At 60.2% G+C, this 15,553-nt stretch carries 12 protein-coding genes; 10 read left to right on the forward strand and 2 right to left on the reverse strand.

The window, feature by feature from the left end:
- The 3 genes from DWW51_RS04780 to DWW51_RS04790 all read left to right on the forward strand — a co-directional run.
- A partial coding sequence (locus DWW51_RS04780) for an alpha/beta hydrolase (RefSeq protein ID WP_147344025.1) occupies positions 1–505 on the forward strand: 505 nt, incomplete at its 5' end.
- A 123-nt stretch (positions 506–628) separates the two neighbouring features.
- Positions 629–1,273 (forward strand): DUF4867 family protein, encoded by a 645-nt coding sequence (locus DWW51_RS04785; RefSeq protein WP_117773695.1) that lies wholly within the window; start codon positions 629–631, stop codon positions 1,271–1,273.
- 358 nt (positions 1,274–1,631) lie between these two features.
- Positions 1,632–3,062, forward strand: coding sequence for a 6-phospho-beta-glucosidase (locus DWW51_RS04790; RefSeq protein ID WP_117773696.1), 1,431 nt, complete (start codon positions 1,632–1,634; stop codon positions 3,060–3,062).
- A gap of 281 nt (positions 3,063–3,343) precedes the next feature.
- Here the strand turns inward: DWW51_RS04790 and DWW51_RS04795 are convergent, their stop codons facing one another.
- Together DWW51_RS04795 and DWW51_RS04800 are read right to left on the reverse strand one after the other, a co-directional pair.
- The gene (locus tag DWW51_RS04795) at positions 3,344–4,855 is read right to left on the reverse strand and encodes a nucleoside hydrolase-like domain-containing protein (protein WP_117773697.1); all 1,512 of its coding nucleotides are present in this window, start codon (positions 4,853–4,855) and stop codon (positions 3,344–3,346) included.
- Between the two features lie 262 nt (positions 4,856–5,117).
- Positions 5,118–6,455, reverse strand: a complete 1,338-nt coding sequence (locus tag DWW51_RS04800) for a prolyl oligopeptidase family serine peptidase (protein WP_117773698.1) — start codon at positions 6,453–6,455, stop codon at positions 5,118–5,120.
- Positions 6,456–6,945: 490 nt separating this feature from the next.
- On the opposite strand from DWW51_RS04800, the gene DWW51_RS04805 reads away from it, so the two are divergent.
- The 7 genes from DWW51_RS04805 to DWW51_RS04835 all read left to right on the forward strand — a co-directional run bounded on the left by DWW51_RS04805 (position 6,946) and on the right by DWW51_RS04835 (position 15,492).
- On the forward strand, positions 6,946–8,373 hold the full coding sequence (locus tag DWW51_RS04805; protein WP_117773699.1) for a PTS transporter subunit EIIC: 1,428 nt from the start codon (positions 6,946–6,948) through the stop codon (positions 8,371–8,373).
- A gap of 210 nt (positions 8,374–8,583) precedes the next feature.
- On the forward strand, positions 8,584–9,897 hold the full coding sequence (locus DWW51_RS04810) for a DUF4038 domain-containing protein (RefSeq protein WP_117773700.1): 1,314 nt from the start codon (positions 8,584–8,586) through the stop codon (positions 9,895–9,897).
- A gap of 336 nt (positions 9,898–10,233) precedes the next feature.
- On the forward strand, positions 10,234–11,778 hold the full coding sequence (locus DWW51_RS04815; protein ID WP_197032174.1) for a helix-turn-helix transcriptional regulator: 1,545 nt from the start codon (positions 10,234–10,236) through the stop codon (positions 11,776–11,778).
- A gap of 145 nt (positions 11,779–11,923) precedes the next feature.
- Positions 11,924–12,373: a hypothetical protein gene (locus tag DWW51_RS04820; RefSeq protein ID WP_117773702.1), complete on the forward strand. Its 450-nt coding sequence runs from the start codon at positions 11,924–11,926 to the stop codon at positions 12,371–12,373.
- Positions 12,374–12,393: 20 nt separating this feature from the next.
- Positions 12,394–13,956 carry a zinc ribbon domain-containing protein gene (locus DWW51_RS04825; protein ID WP_147344027.1) on the forward strand — a complete coding sequence of 521 codons (1,563 nt, stop codon included), beginning with the start codon at positions 12,394–12,396 and terminating at the stop codon, positions 13,954–13,956.
- A gap of 76 nt (positions 13,957–14,032) precedes the next feature.
- Entirely contained in the window at positions 14,033–14,770 is a 738-nt protein-coding gene (locus DWW51_RS04830) for a hypothetical protein (RefSeq protein WP_117773704.1), read from the forward strand.
- Positions 14,771–14,805: 35 nt separating this feature from the next.
- Positions 14,806–15,492 (forward strand): hypothetical protein, encoded by a 687-nt coding sequence (locus tag DWW51_RS04835; protein ID WP_117773705.1) that lies wholly within the window; start codon positions 14,806–14,808, stop codon positions 15,490–15,492.
- The last annotated feature ends 61 nt before the right edge of the window (positions 15,493–15,553 follow it).

Genomic DNA, 15,553 nt, shown 5'->3' on the forward strand with positions numbered 1-15,553 from the left:
CCGCCTCGCGGTGACATCGTTTTTATGTCAACCTTGGTCTAACAGAGCCAAAAGTTATGCAGTTATCGGCTTTTCTGCTGGTGCGCATTTAACTGCCGAGTGGGGGACGGACAACAAGGGATTTGCGTCCTACGGATGCGAGGCGCCAAAAGCCTTGGCCCTGTGTTATGCACCGATTGATCTTCATGGCTTTGAGAACGCATCAGACAATAGATTTCTTGATTCGGTGTGCGGCGGGGCTGGTCGCGACTCGCTCGATGATTTCTGTATTAATCAGCATGTGTGGGAGCAGTATCCTCCGACATATCTTTGGCAATGCGCTGACGATGATATTGTATCGCCCGACAATTATGAAAAGATGGTCGATGCTCTGGATGCAGCTGGAGTACACCATGAGGGAGTCATGTATTCAGAAGGGGGGCACGCATTGATGAAGCCCCATGCGCCGGAGACCGACTACTGGTGTATGAGCGTTATTGAGTTTCTTAAAGATTATCTCGACTAGGAAACTGCATGTCGCTTTTTGAGCGGGTGATTTCGTCATGCAATGTTTTCGGTATTGAACGTGGTCGTGGATGAATGATGTTCTAGAATGTTCGTACTGTCACATAAACGAACAGGAGCGAACATGCATATCTACTCTGTATCAGATCACGAGTTCAAATCTTATGGCTGCGTGTGGAACGACGTTCCGTCCAACCTGACCGCTCCGCTCATCGAGGCGCTCTCTGCCACGCCCATCCCCGAGGGCAGTAAGTACGTAGCAAGCGCGCCGGAGCTCGAGGGCGTCAAGGATGCCGATAAGCTGGGCTTTCTCATGTACGGCGGCCGCCCCTTCCAGCTCGGCTGGTGCAACGGGCACAACACACGCCTCAACTGCCTGGAGTATCACCGCGCCAGCGAGTTTAACCTGGGCGCCCGCGACTTTATCCTGCTCGTGGCGCATCGCTGGGAGATCGAGGACGGCAAGCTTGACACCGCGTGCGTTAAGGCGTTCCGCGTGCCGGCGGGCAAGGTCGTTGAGGTCTTCAACACCACGCTCCACTACACGCCCTGCATGGTCGACGACGGTGGCTTCCAGGTGATGGTGGCGCTGCCGGCGGGCACCAATGGCCCGCGCCCCGAGGCTGCAGCCGACATGCCTGCCGCCGGTGACAGCTACTGCTACTGGAAGGCCGACAAGTGGGTCCTCTGCCACGCCGACAGCCCCAAGGCAGCCGAAGGCGGCTACGTGGGCCTCGTCGGCAAAAACCTCGACATCACCTGCGACTAGGGGCTTCCTGTTTGTCTCGATCTGTAACATCTAGCGGGTTAAATCGCCTCTACCTGTTACAGATTGAGATAAATCGTAGAGGGTGCCCGAAAGATCTCGATCTGTAACACCAGGCCCGGTTTTGGCGGCCTACCTGTTACAGATCGAGACAAACCGGGCCCAAACCACCACAAAGGTGCCTGTCCCCTTTGTGGTGGTTGGCGGTTTGGGCGGGCAGGTATCAAAAAGTGTCAGACGGGGGCGGCTGCCGGGCGTCTGTGCGCGAAAAGAAGTGTCGGCCTGCGCCGCTGTCGTTGAGCGAGGCCCTATTTGCGGGGATACTAAAAACACGACAAGCAGCGTATGAAAGGATCGATGCATGGCTTTCCGTAAAGACTTCCTGTGGGGTGGCGCAACGGCTGCCAACCAGTGCGAGGGCGCCTACAACGTGGACGGCCGCGGCCTTGCCAACGTGGACGTGGCTCCGCACGGCCCCGAGCGCTATGCGGTGGTCTCCGGCCAGCGTAAGATGCTCGACTTCGAGGACGGCTATTACTATCCCGCGCAGACCGGCATCGATTTCTACCACCATTACAAGGAGGACATCGCTCTCTTTGCCGAGATTGGCTTTAAGACCTTCCGTATGAGCCTGGCTTGGACCCGCATCTTCCCCAACGGCGACGAGACCGAGCCCAACGAGGCTGGCCTGGCCTTCTACGAGGATGTGTTCCGCGAGTGCCAGGCGCACGGCATCGAGCCGCTCGTGACTATCACGCACTTCGACTGCCCGATTCATCTCATCAAGGAGTACGGCGGCTGGCGCAACCGCAAGCTCATCGACTTCTACAAGAATCTCGCGACCACGATCTTTACCCGCTACAAGGGCCTGGTGAAGTACTGGCTCACCTTTAACGAGATCAATATGATCTTGCACCTGCCGTTTATGGGTGCCGGCCTGGTCTTTGAGGAGGGCGAGAACAAGGAGGCCGTCGAGTACCTGGCCGCCCACAACGAGCTCGTCGCCAGCGCTTGGGCAACCAAGATTGCTCACGAGATCGACCCCGAGGTCAAGGTCGGCTGCATGCTCGCCGCGGGTAGCTACTACCCCTACAGCTGTCGTCCGGGCGATGTGCGCCAGGCGCAGCTCGACAACCAGGACAATTACTTCTTTGTCGACGTCCAGAGCCGCGGCTACTACCCGGCTTATGCCGTCAAGAAGCTCGAGCGTCTGGGTATCGACGTCGGGATGACCGACGAGGACCGCGAGATCCTGGCCGCCAACACCGTCGACTTCATCAGCTTTAGCTATTACAGCACCCGTTGCTCCGCCGGCGCCGATAACCCCGATGTCGAGCGCACCCAGGGCAACGCCTTCGCCGGCGCCAAGAACCCCTACCTGCAGGAGAGCCAGTGGGGCTGGGCCATCGATCCGCTGGGCTTCCGCATCACCCTCAACGACCTGTACGACCGTTATCAGAAGCCGCTGTTTGTGGTCGAGAACGGTCTGGGCGCCAAGGATGTTGTCGAGGAGGATGGTTCCATCAACGACGACTACCGTATCGACTACCTGCGCCAGCATATCGCCGCGATGCGCGACGCGGTGACCGAGGACGGCGTTGACCTGCTGGGCTACACCACCTGGGGCCCGATCGACCTGGTGTCTGCCGGCACGGGCGAGATGTCCAAGCGCTACGGCTTTATCTATGTCGACCGCGATGATGCGGGCAACGGCACCCTCAAGCGTTCCAAAAAGAAGAGCTTCGATTGGTACAAACACGTCATCGAGACGAACGGCGAGGACCTGGCCTAAGGCTTTCCCAACAACTATAGCCTCCTAACCAAGACGCTCGGCGAGCAGTTAATGCCCGCCGGGCGTCTTGTTAAAAGAAGTGAAAGCACTCATTGGGGACGTACTTAAATGAGTGCTCGCAGAACGAGAGTGGATAATCTCCCGTTTTTAGCCTGTTTGTGGGCTCAAAGTGGGAGATTATCCACTCTCGCCATTTGGGCGTCCAAAAATCCTCGCTCGTTTTGCGCCTGGGGACACTCTTTGTCGAATGCGGCGGCTGCCGAATATGGGCGCCGTCCTTGCTATGCCACGGTTACGGCGACCTGGGCGTAGCGGCTGCAGGGGCGCTCGGCGCGCGTCTGCACGGTAAGGGTGAGCACAAGGCGGTCGCCGGGCCGCGCGTCGGCGGGCACGATGAAAGCGGTGTCTACCGTGCATTCTTGCCACAGCGACAGATCCTGGGTGCCTGCATAGCTCGACGGGTCCACGGCGACATCCCAATGTACATCGAAGCCCTTGCCGTCGGGGTCGACGATGGTCGCTGTAAGGTCGACGCGCTCGCCGGCTGTGGCGCTGCGGTCGGCCGTGGTCTCGACAACATGTGCCGGATGCGAGCAGGCTGCCGGATCATGGGCACACCATTGCGCGCGGGCGGCAAAGTCTTCCTGATAGGCACGCAGATAGGGATTGAGATTGTCGTCTGCGGGCGTGCCGATGGAGGCAAAACCGGCGGGCGCGTTCGCATCGGGATGCCCATCAAAAAACATGCGTCCCAGCAGCGTATCGAAGCCGCGGTCGTCGATACCGCGCAGGCCAAACGGCAGCAGCGGAATATAGGTCATGCTGTCGCCTTCGGCCATAAAATCGCCGCGCTCAAACTGCATCGCGGGCATGCCTTCCAGGCCCCAATCCAGACGGGCATGCTTGCCAAACTGAAAGCGCTCAGGCTCGTTTTCGTAGACCTTACCATCGCCATAGAGCATATAGCGCGCCATGAGGGGGCCGTTGCCCTGCGTGAGATTCTGCTCGGGCCAAGGAGCCTTAAACAGCGGCAGCGTATCGGGCTGAGCTGTTTTGGCGTCGAAATAGTTGCCATACATATAGGGCGTACGCCAAAAGATGAGCTCGGGAAAGAGCTTGCGCCCATGGTCGAGCCACGAGTTATCCTGCCCCACACCATCGGCAACGCCCATCACGCGCACCTTCTGATAGACCCGCTGCTGTACGGCGGGCCACTCGGGCGTGGCGCGATAGCGCTCGGCAATACTCATGAGGGCGCGAACGATCGTATTCATACCACCCCAGCTGAGCAACCATAACGTACGCGGATCATCATCCAGAATCGCCTGCGCAATTACGCGAGACCCCTCAGTTTCCTCAGTCACATCACCCTCAAAGGCAACATTTCCCACAAACGTACGCTCGATCATCTGGGCAGGCGTGGGAAACGGCGGTTCACCGGCGGCGTCCGCATTTGCCTGCAACTGCGGCCAAGCCTGGGCATATTCATTACTCCAGAGACTCTCAATCCAATGCTCGGGAAACGGCCGATACTCACGAAGCTCGCCGGCTAGCGGATCGGGCTCATGAGGCACAACAGCCCACTCATAAGAGCGCCGCCCTTTGGTCCGCCAATGCGAATTCACCTCGCCGAGCGTATGAACCCCATCCCCAAGAAAGTGATACTGCGAAGCCGTATACACCACAGCCTGAACATCAAGCAAGTTGAGATACAGAGCCAAATGAACAAGTGAGTTCATATCATCGACTTCCATATCAGTGGTAACAATCACCCGAGTCAACTTCTGGGACATAGGAACAGCTCCAATCAAAATCAATTCAGCCAGTTACGCGCAAGGCAAGACGGGACCCACGCCCCCATCGCCACCGACCCGGCGGCCCGCTAGAAGCGGCCGGCCAGGGTCACGGCAACGTCAACGCAGCGGGGACCGGGGTTTAGTCTTGCAAACATTCCGCAGGGGGCATGGGCAGGCGCAGCGCGAAGCGCAAAGCGCCAGCCCATGCATGCCCGAGGACGTTTGCAAGACTAAACCCCGGTCCCCGCGATGGGAGGGCTTAGCGGTCGACCCTGGCCGACCACTCCCAGCAGCCCACCGGCTCGCCGTCGATGAGTACGTTGCCCCCGTCGAAGTCTTGATAACACAGGTCGTTGAATTGGTGGATCCACACGCCGTGGTTGAACGTCTTCTTGGCCGAGCCGTCGGCCTCGCGATACACGCCGGTCAGGTCCTCGACATGGCTAAAGTAGGTGAGATGCACGTTGGCGCCGGCATTGCGCAGGCGCGCGAACAGCGGCAGCACGGTCTGTTGCGGGTGCACGAGCTCGTCGCCCTTGGAGTGCGTAAACCACAGCGGCGTCTTGGCGAGCGCGGCTACGTCCTCGTCCGTGGCGTTGTACCACGGGGCGCAGCAGGGAAGGCCCGCGGCGAAGAAATCGGGGTAGTCGGCGCACAGGCGCAGGGTCATAAAGCCGCCGTTGGAAAGACCGGCGACCACGATGCGGTCGGTGTCGATGCGGTCGGCATGCTCGGCGACAAACTCATCGATAAGTGCCTTGAGCACGGGGGAGTAGATGCTCTGGTTGGAGTGACCAAGCTGCTCGACGCCGTTGTCCATCCAAAACGTGGGCGACTGCGGCACGAGCACCCAGGCAAAGCCGCCAAAGTAGCGCTGGATCTGCGCCTGGCTAATGGCTGTGACACGGTTGCCGATATAGGCGCGCGTGGCGCCTTCGCCCTGCGTGGCGCCCTTGCCCTCGCCGGCGCCGTGCAGATACACCACGAGCGGTGCCTTTTGGGGCACGGCCGTGGCCTCGGGCGCAAAGGGGTTGAAGCATGCCGAGTCCTCGGCCTTAAAGCTGGGCTCAAAGAAGCCGTATTCGAGCGCGATACCGTCGACGGCGGTCTTTTGCGTGTCGTTGCTCCAGCCTTTGAGCGCAGGGCAGATATCGCCACGGCAGGTGTCGAAGACCAGGCCGCAGGTGGGATCGTCGCCGTCGTTGCCGGGAAGAGCCGCGAGCTGCGTGATGTGCAGCTGGTCATCGAGCATGCGCGAGCCCATGACGCCGCCTTCGATCTTTTTGGTCAGGCGCTGCTCGGCGACCTCGAGCGCCACATGGGTGCCCACGGCGAGCTTACGTCCGTTCTCGTCGCACGGATATGCGGCGAGAATGTCGATGTAACCCACGGAGGGCGCGGCATGGTCGGCGCCGCGTTCCTTGCGCATCAGAACATCGCCCGAGCGCTCGTGACGCTCTACATATATATGGAAGGTGTTCGCGTCGATGTCGTTGGCGCGCACGGTGCAGGGCAGGTCGAGTACGACCTTGCTGATCCAGGGGCCAAAGTCGCCCAAGGTGGTGACGGTTGCGTAGGTACACAATTTGAGTTCCATGAGCTGCCTCCCTTGCGCCGCGAATGCCTGGCATCTGCGGCAATACAAACTAAACATGTTTAGTGTAATCTAGAATTGAAGAATAACCAGATGAACTCGGTAAACGGCAAAATTGAACACGTCGTGAACTACTAAACGCATGTTTACTAGCTTCTAGCAGGGATTCTGTTGATGAGTTAACAGATCAGTGAGGTGTTCATCAAAATAAAATCCCACGTAAATGGCTATATATCAATAGAGGGTCAAAGAGACCATCTCCCGCCATTCAAATACGTTCACCCCCGATTTCCTACCGTTCACCGGACTGTAGACGGCAAAATTGCCATAAATTCGGCGCTCCGTGTAAACTAAAGCCCGTAAACGTTCAGTAAACACTTTGTTTACGACAGCGTATCCAAGGGTTCGGTGGCCGTAAGGGGTTATAGCCGCCGGACCAAAGGCGTGCCTACGTCCAACTGGGTAGGCACACGAAGATATGGGGAGGGGTCCCATGGCAGTAGATAACAAGCAGATTGCCACCGATGTCCTCGAGCTCGTGGGCGGTGCGGAGAATGTTTCCGTCGCCACCAACTGCATGACGCGCCTGCGTCTGACGCTCAAGGATAACAGCAAGGCCGACGTGGAGAAGATCAAGAAGGTCAAGGGCGTTCTGGGTTGCCAGTTCGCCGGCAGCCAGCTCCAGGTCATCATTGGCCAGAACGTGCCCAAGGTGCTCGCCGAGTTCGTCGCCATCTCCGGCGTCAAGCAGGGTGAGGCCGTCAACGAGAATCTCGACGCTCCCAAGGAGAAGCTCGAGCTCAAGAACCTCCCCAATATCATCCTCGACTATCTGTCGGGCTCCATGACCCAGCTCATCCCGCTGCTCATGGCCGGCGGTCTGTTCCGTACCATCGCGGCCGTCCTCGGCCCCACCATGCTCGGTGTGCTCTCGGCCGACGACCCGACCTATACGTTCCTCTACACCACGCTGTACGAGGCCACGTTCACCTTTATCCCCATCTACCTGGGCTATGCCGCCGCTAAGAAGCTCGGCGCCTCTCCGGTTCTGGGCATGCTCCTCGGCGGCGCTCTCATGGCCCCGTCCGTCGTGAGTGTCGCGACTCAGGAGGGTGGCGGAATCATCTCCGTCTACGGCATCCAGATTGCCGCTGCCAACTACCAGCAGTCCGTCCTGCCGATCATTCTCTCGGTGCCCGTCCTGTACTTTGTTGAGAAGTTCTTTAAGAAGGTCATGCCCGACGTGCTGTCCACGGTCTTCACGCCGTTCTGCACCATGATCGTCACGATCCCCATTGCCTTCATCGTCCTCGCTCCGATCGGCAACGAGATCGGTACGCTGATCGCCAACGCCCTCTTCGGCCTTGCTGACCTTGGCGGCATCGGCATCCTGATCGTCATGGCCATCCTCGGCGCCTTCTGGCAGCTCTTCGTGGTCTGCGGCATGCACATGCCCGTCATCCTGCTCGCTCAGGTTCAGATCATCGCTGCCGGCTACGATCCCTTCGTCTTCGTTTCCACCAACTGCGCTATGGCCGCCGTCTGGGGCTGCGCCTTCGGTGCCTTCCTCAAGATGAAGAACCCCGACGAGAAGTCTCTCGCCATCGGTTACGTCATCTCCGCCATCGCCGGCGGCGTCACCGAGCCCGCGCTCTTCGGTATCCTCATGCGCTTCCGTCGCACTATGCTCGGCATGTTCATCGGCGGTGCCATCGGCGCTGTGTTCTCCGGCCTCATGGGTGTTACCTACTACCTGGCCGGCGGTGCCTCCAACTTCCTGGTCTTCACCAACTACCTGCAGGGTGGACAGATGAACACCGTCTGGGCTATCGTCGGTATGGCAATCTCCTTTGTCATCGCAGCAGCCGTCGTCTTTGCCACTGGCTTCTCCAAGGAGGAGCTCGCCGAGATGGAGGCCTAAGGCCAAACCATTCGGTCACATACGACCTTACCTACACGACAGGGCCCCGTCAGGCGCAAGCCCGGCGGGGCCCTTCTTACAAGGTAGACTGATTGGGGGCGCGTGGCGCCTACTCGCCGGGGCTTGCTAAGCGCCAGGGGCTTTCGCGCGGGGTTACCGCGAAAGTTTCCGGCGGTTCGCAAATCCTTTATCAAACGAAAGGACATGCAGATGAGTTTGGGAAAGCTGACCGTCAACGGTCGCCAGGACGGCTTTTTGTGCGAGGGCAAGCCATTCTTTTGGTTTGCCGATACGTGCTGGAGCGCGTTTACGAGCATTGCCGAGGCCGATTGGGACTACTATCTGACCCGTCGCGCCGAGCAGGGCATGAACGTGCTGCAGATCAACACGCTGCCGCAGTGGGATCGCTGCTGCCCCGATCTGGGCATTTGGCCCTATGCCAGCGAGGACGGCGTGCATTTTGATTGGTCCCGACCCAACCAAGCGTACTGGGATCGTGCCGCCGCCATGTGTCGCGCTGCCGTCGAGCACGGCATTCGTCCGGCGCTCGTGCTCATGTGGTGCAATTACGTGCCCGGTACCTGGGGTGCCAAGGTCTCTGAGCGTTGCGGTGCCGAGATTATGCCGCGTGAGGAGGTTCGCGCCCACGTTGCCCGCGTCGTCGAGAACCTGGGCGAGTTCGATCCTGCCTACGTGGTGACGGGTGATACCGATTTTGCCGGCGACGAGGCGATTGCCTATTACGAGGACGCGCTCGACGAGGTCGTCAAGCGTGCGCCCGAGGCGCTGCGCACCATGCATATCAACCGCGGCAATCGCACCATTCCGGCGCAGTATCTGGACCGTCTGGACTTTTATATGTTCCAGCCCGGGCACAACTACGAGGGCCAGCCCGAGGCTTGGCACTTGCCGCAGGACTTTATCGCCAACTATCCCAAAAAGCCGATGGTCAACTCTGAGCCTTGTTACGAGCAGATGGGTGCGTCGCGCAATGTGTACTGGCGCTTCACCGCGCAGGATTGCCGCGCGAGCGTATGGTCGTCGATTCTTGCCGGTGCCAGCGCGGGTGTGACCTATGGCGCGCACGGTGTTTGGAACTGGCAGACTAGCAAGAGCCAGGGCTCGGTGTTGGGCGAGGGCTTCGATATGCCGTTCCGCTGGCAGGAGTGTCTGCAGTTTGCGGGCGTTTGGGACTTTGGCGCGATTGAGCACGTGCTTGCCGGCCTGGGCGCTTCGGCTGGCGATGACGCGCTTGCTGTGGTTCCGGCGCAGGAGCTCCTCGACGACGCGCGCGAGGCCATCCGCGTGGCGCGCGTTGGCGATCGTGTCGTCGCGTACCTGCCGCGCACCACGGCGCTCAAGTTTAAGCTCGACGGCGCGCGTGGCTGGACGGCGACGGTTCTCGACATGGAAGACAAGCGCATCGCCAAGCTGCCCGTTCGCGACAACGGTGACGGCACCGTGCGCGTGGCTCAGCATCCCTTTGAGCACGACGCCCTGGTGATCCTGACCCCTGGGCGCTAACGGCTCTTCTACAACATTTACAACCCAGTCCCTTTCATTAGGCTGCGACGGAATGGTTCCTGCATGACGGCTTCAAGCTGCCAAGGGGAGCCATTCCGTCGCACCCTTTGTTTACTCATTGGGGACGTACTTAAATGAGTGCTTAAATGAGTGGCAGTTGGGGACACTCTTTGTCGAGCTAGAGACCGCGCGCCCCTTCTGGGTCATGCGGCTCAAAATCGCGGCGTCATGCGGACGGCTGGGGTCGAATTTGCAACATTTCGAACTTGGCTTCGATATTGAGATTGGTTCTTTATTAAAATGGTGTTCCGGACAACAAAGCGGGTGGGGGTTACCATGAGGGACCTGGGAGACACAACCGCATATTTGCGCCGGGGCATGCGGGAGATTCTGTGCCTAGCGCTGTTCTTCTTCACGTTTTTGGCGTGCGAGTATTTCTTTGATGCGCGCATGGCCGAGTTCGTGCCATCGAGTGAGGTCGTCATCTACGAGAGCATCGTTGTCGGCGCGAGCGTGATTGGCTTTTTCGTGCGCCCATTTCTGTACTATCGCCGTCCCCAGACGATCGATGCGACGAGCGATATTACGGGCGTGCTGTTGGTATCGGCGTTGCTGCTGATGATTATGGCAGTGCGGTTTGAGGTAGTAATTGCCGGCGGCCTGGTGGCGTGCTGCGCCCTGGGCTATTGCGGATCGACCGCCCATGCCAATCTTGCGCGGCGTTTTGCGCAGACGCCCTGCCTGGCGCGCGCCGTGGCGGTTTCCTATGCTGCGGGCATTTTGGTGCAGGTGCTCAACCATATGGTGATGCCTGCGGGCATTCCCCAGCAGTCTGTTCTCATTGCCTGTGCGATCGCGCTGGTGGGGCTGCTTCACGGTGCCCGCCGCGCTAAATTGCGTGATGAGCCTGCGCCCGAGTTCGAGGTCGGGATTGCCGAGCTATCGGTCGATGCGTTGGAGCGTGGCGCCAGGTGGCACGATGACCCCGAGGCAAAGGCGACCTTTCAGGGCGCCGTGGTGCGTCTGACGGTGGCGACCGCTTGCCTCACCGGCGTGTTCGCGGCCCTCAATGCCGGCCTTACGACCTCGCATGCCGCTGGCGCTATCGATCTGGGCGACTGGCCGCGCTTGCTGCTGGTTGTGAGCGCCCTTGCCGCCGGCGTCCTGTATGACCTGCGTGGGCGTTCGTATATGAATATCATCATGACGTGCGCCGCCATGCTGTCCACGCTCTCGTTCTTTGTGCTTATCACCGATGGCAACGGTGGCAACACGCTTGCCGCCACGATTATCTTTTACCTTGGCACGGGCTTTTTCGTGGTGTTCTTCACCACGAAGTTCGCCGCGATTTCGATGTATGCCCGCTGGGCGTATCTGTGGCCGTGCATGGGCCGTGTTATCAACAACGTTTGCTCGATGCTCGTGACGGCTCCGGCGGTGGCGATTATCTCGAGTCAAAACGTGCTGGCGGCAGTGAGCGTCGTGCTCGTGCTGTTTGTCGGCATCGCGATTTCGCTGTTGGGACAGTTTGGACAAGACGGTGAGGGCGAGGCGACGCACGGCGGGCTGGCGCTTGCCACCGACGATCTTGGCGTGAGCTGTGAGCCCGGCCAGGCCGACACGGTGCCCCTGGAGGCGCCGGAGCTTTCGTTTGACGATCGGCTCGATGGCTTCGTTGCCGCCTTTGGGCTCACCAAGCGCGAGCGCGATGTTCTGGAGGCGCTGGTCGTTTCGGACGACAGCGTGCAGGACGTGGCGGCGGCACTCTTCCTTTCGCGCTCCACACTCTATCGCCACATCGCTTCGATCAACAAAAAGACCGGTGCCTCCTCGCGCGTAGCCCTCATCAACTTCTTCTGGTCCTGGACACCCCAAGACTAGCTAACCACCACAAAGGTGACAGGCACCTTTGTGGTGGTTTTTTACCTGCAAAAATATGAATATGAGACATTTGTCACCTGCCGTTTTGGTGCTCAAAGGCATATGAATGTGATGCTGAGCAGAGCAGAACGGAGGGGGTGCACCTATGGCGTCTCGGGATTGCGCGTCTAATAAAATTGCGGGCGCGCTTATCGCCGTGGTGGTCTTTGCCGCGGCGGTGACACTCTTGCGAGTTTACGTTGCCGGCGACCATGGCGCTCAGGGAAAGACTGCCGCGCAGGTGTCGCTCAACGATTGCGCCGCCGTTCCGGTGGCGGTCAAGCTTATCGAGGACGGGGAGGCGCGGACGGTCTATGAGACCGACGATGCCGAACTGGTCGCATCGACTTTTGCTGCGCTCGATGGCTGCACCGTGGGGGATGCGGTGGATGAGCGGACGAGCGATGCCGGCCGAACGCTCGTCTTTGTCTATACGGATGGCTCGGAGCAATCGGTGGAACTTGAGGGCAAAAACATCGTGCTCGATAAGACGGCGTATCGGCTTAACGGTGCCGATGAGTTATGGCGGCAGCTTGCCGCGATCAAAAACAGCTAACGAAATTAGGGGTGTACGGGATGAGTGAGTTGAGATTCTGCCCAGCGTGTGGGGCGCAGCTGCCTCGGGTCGCCGGCGTGCCGGTACGATTTTGCCCGGGATGCGGCGTCCGACTTGAGGGCGTTGTGGGCTACTCGGGCGCCGTGGGGCCTACAGATGGGGCGACTGCCGATGACGATGCGGACGAAGGCGCCGACTCGAGCGTGGACGCGCCGGCCGATGCGCTGGTAGAAGCTGTCGACGTCGCGTCGTCGTCTCGTGACGCGGCCACGACGGATGCGCCTCACATCGGTGACCTTGAGCTTCATACCGCATGCGATACCTCTGGCGGCCAGGCACTCGCGCAGGTGGCGCTGCCGCGGGGCTGGCATATCGAAGAAGCGCATCTTGAGCGCAGCGGCAGTTTCGACTGCCCGATTTCGGTTGGCGTGACGGCGGCGGGTCCGATGGGTGAGCGGATTATGTACCGCTCCGAGCTCTGCTACGTGGATGCGGGCGCCGTTGCCAAGCGTATCCCCACGCAAACCGAACGCAAGGTGTTTGTGCACGTGGAGGCAGCTTGCGACGAGCTGGCTCAGGCCTGTGCGGCACGGCTGGGTGCGCGGGCAGAGGTTGTTGCCGAGCAACCGTACCCATCGAGCGCGGAGGTCGATATCGAGCGCGAGTGTGCCCGCGTAAAGCGCGAGGCGGCAAATGACTTTGCGATCCAGGGCTTTTCGATGGAGCCGAGTGATGTGGTCTATGAGTGCCGCATGCGTCGATATCGGCTCACGGGCGCTCCGGTGCCCACCGAGCTCGCGGTGGCGGCCAAAGTCGAGGGCTATATGTTTTCAATCGGCGGTGTCGCGGGTTCTATGGGCAAAGGTGTTGCCGCTGGGGCCGAGGCGCTGCTGGGCGCGGGCCTTTCGAGTGGACTGATCGGCGGTGTTTTGGGCAAGCGCCTGCGCGAGCGCCAGGCGGCGGCAGCGGCGGGACAGGGCGTCGCGCAAGAACAGCCCACGGGTCGAGGCGGTTGCCCGGACGGAGCGTCGTTCGAGCTGGGCGCGGCCGACCTGCTGCAGTGGCGTATCAGGGACAGCTTCTGTTTGGCTGCGCCAGAAGGTCGCCTGGACGAGGCGGCCTCCACGGCGCTTGCATCAATGGCGTCGACTCTGCGGCTCAATCCGGCGATTGCACGCGAAGCGTCAGCTCAAAAGCAACAGATGGTGCTTGAGCAACGCCAACGCACGCAGATGAACATTGCCCAGCAGCAACAGCAGTTTGCGGCCTGGCAACAGATGCATGCCTCGCAACAGGCGGCGTTCGACAGCTACCAGCAGGCGTGGTTCGATCGCAGCGACCGTCAGCACGCCGCGAATATGGCTGCCAGCGCCGCCAATTTTTCCAGCGCGGGCGTGGGGACGGGCGCCGCCTCGTATTCCGATGCCATTCGCGGGGTCAACCATTACACCAGACCCGACGGCACCGATGTCGAGGTCTCGGTGATGGCCGACCAGGCCTGGGTCAACGGTTCGGGCGATGTGATCGGTACACGCGATGGTTTTGAACCCGGTTTTGGCTGGACGGAACTGCCTCTTCAATAGCGTGGGGTGGCTTATGTGTGAATCGATGCCGGGTGTGTTTCTCGGCATTGTGCTAAAGAACGGGAAAGGAACAATGATGAGGGAGACGGTACTTTCGCGCACGGCATTTGTCGCGGCGGCGGGAACGGCGCTGCTGACGCTTGTGGGGTGCGGCGGACAGCGGACGCAGGATGCGACGGGTTTTAACGACGACCGCCCGGTAAAGGACAGGATGGACGCGGGTGCGACGTCGGGCGATTCCGGCGACGCGGACAGCGGCTCGGCGGATGCGTTCGATACGTGGTCGGATGATTGCTGGGATGCGCACCGCAACATCAGCATCGCGGCGCTCCTCGAGCTTAAGGGCTGGCAGTTGCAGGAGTTTGCCTCGCAGCAGGGCTATACCTGGCAAGACGCGCTCGAGATGTACGAGGACGAGGCGGGACACGTGCTCAGCGTCTGCAATATCAGCAAGGACGGCGCGACCGAATGGCTCGGCGAGGACGAAATCGGAAAGCTCGACAAGGGCGGCACCGGAAGCACCGTGATGTTCACGCTGCAACTTTCGGGCTATTCGAGCTGCGAGGATGTTATCGCGGGCTTTTCTGTGCCGGTCGAGGACCGGGCGCAGATTACTTCGGGCTCATGGATCGCATGCGTATACGGTTCCAACATGGCGCGGCACGTTGCCATGGCGAGCCCGATGGAAAACGGTGACTACCGCTTGGATCTCATTACCGAGGAGGCTATCAAGACCGGTAGGTTTACCCAGGGCGGCGGTGCTCCGACGATAGACGAATTTTGGCAGGAAAAGACTGGACGCGCGCTCGGCTAGGTGCGACGTGGCCAATACCATAGCGAGGAACGAACATGATGAATGAAGTGACGATGAACCGTGCGGCCTTTGTGGCAGGCGCGGGTGCGTTGGCTTGTGCGCTGGCTGGCTGCTCGGGCGGATTGGGCGGCGCGAGCGGTGCCAAGAAGGCGACCACGGCGGACGCCGCCTGTGTAGACGACAACGCCAACGTGACGGTCTATGCTGCGATCAACTTGGATGGCGCCGACCTGGTGCGCCTGCTCAAGCATCAAAACTATGAGTGGCAAGGCGAGAGCGTGGGCTACGGTGCCGCCGATGATGCGGGACTTTTCGCCTTTACCTTTTCTAAGATTTCGGATGACGTGGACGAACTTGCGAACAGTGCGATACCGCTTTCGGTGTCCGAGTACGAGGAACTTGAGCCGGGCGGCGGAGACGATAGCGTGGCGATTTTGCTCTCGGTGGGCGGCTATACGACGGGCGATCGTGCGCTCACCGGCGCAATCGGCGATGCGTCGATAGTGCAGGAGAAGTGCACAATCGACGATTCCGTGTATTGGCTGGTCAAGGCGCTCGACGGCAGCCGTTACGTGATTTCGGCCTACGACACCGAAGATGATGGCGACAGCGCGCATGACATCTATATCTATAGTGAGTCTTTTATTCACACCGGTTATCTGAGCGGCGGCGACCAAATCGATATTGACGAACTCTGGAGCCGCCTGACCAATGCCTCGTAGCGCACCAAAACCACCACAAAGGGGACAGTGAGGCGGGACTTTTTGACCGCCTGATGGGTCG

The sequence above is a fragment of the Collinsella sp. AF15-51 genome (genome assembly GCF_003462845.1).
Classification (GTDB): Bacteria; Actinomycetota; Coriobacteriia; order Coriobacteriales; family Coriobacteriaceae; genus Collinsella.

Excerpts from the sequence above, each read along its gene's own strand:
- DWW51_RS04790 (WP_117773696.1), top strand. The coding sequence starts at position 1,632 with ATGGCTTTCCGTAAAGACTTCCTGTGGGGTGGCGCAACGGCTGCCAAC.
- DWW51_RS04800 (WP_117773698.1), bottom strand. The coding sequence starts at position 6,455 with ATGGAACTCAAATTGTGTACCTACGCAACCGTCACCACCTTGGGCGAC.
- DWW51_RS04810 (WP_117773700.1), top strand. The coding sequence starts at position 8,584 with ATGAGTTTGGGAAAGCTGACCGTCAACGGTCGCCAGGACGGCTTTTTG.
- DWW51_RS04805 (WP_117773699.1), top strand. The coding sequence starts at position 6,946 with ATGGCAGTAGATAACAAGCAGATTGCCACCGATGTCCTCGAGCTCGTG.
- DWW51_RS04830 (WP_117773704.1), top strand. The coding sequence starts at position 14,033 with ATGAGGGAGACGGTACTTTCGCGCACGGCATTTGTCGCGGCGGCGGGA.
- DWW51_RS04795 (WP_117773697.1), bottom strand. The coding sequence starts at position 4,855 with ATGTCCCAGAAGTTGACTCGGGTGATTGTTACCACTGATATGGAAGTC.
- DWW51_RS04835 (WP_117773705.1), top strand. The coding sequence starts at position 14,806 with ATGATGAATGAAGTGACGATGAACCGTGCGGCCTTTGTGGCAGGCGCG.
- DWW51_RS04785 (WP_117773695.1), top strand. The coding sequence starts at position 629 with ATGCATATCTACTCTGTATCAGATCACGAGTTCAAATCTTATGGCTGC.
- DWW51_RS04815 (WP_197032174.1), top strand. The coding sequence starts at position 10,234 with ATGAGGGACCTGGGAGACACAACCGCATATTTGCGCCGGGGCATGCGG.
- DWW51_RS04820 (WP_117773702.1), top strand. The coding sequence starts at position 11,924 with ATGGCGTCTCGGGATTGCGCGTCTAATAAAATTGCGGGCGCGCTTATC.
- DWW51_RS04825 (WP_147344027.1), top strand. The coding sequence starts at position 12,394 with ATGAGTGAGTTGAGATTCTGCCCAGCGTGTGGGGCGCAGCTGCCTCGG.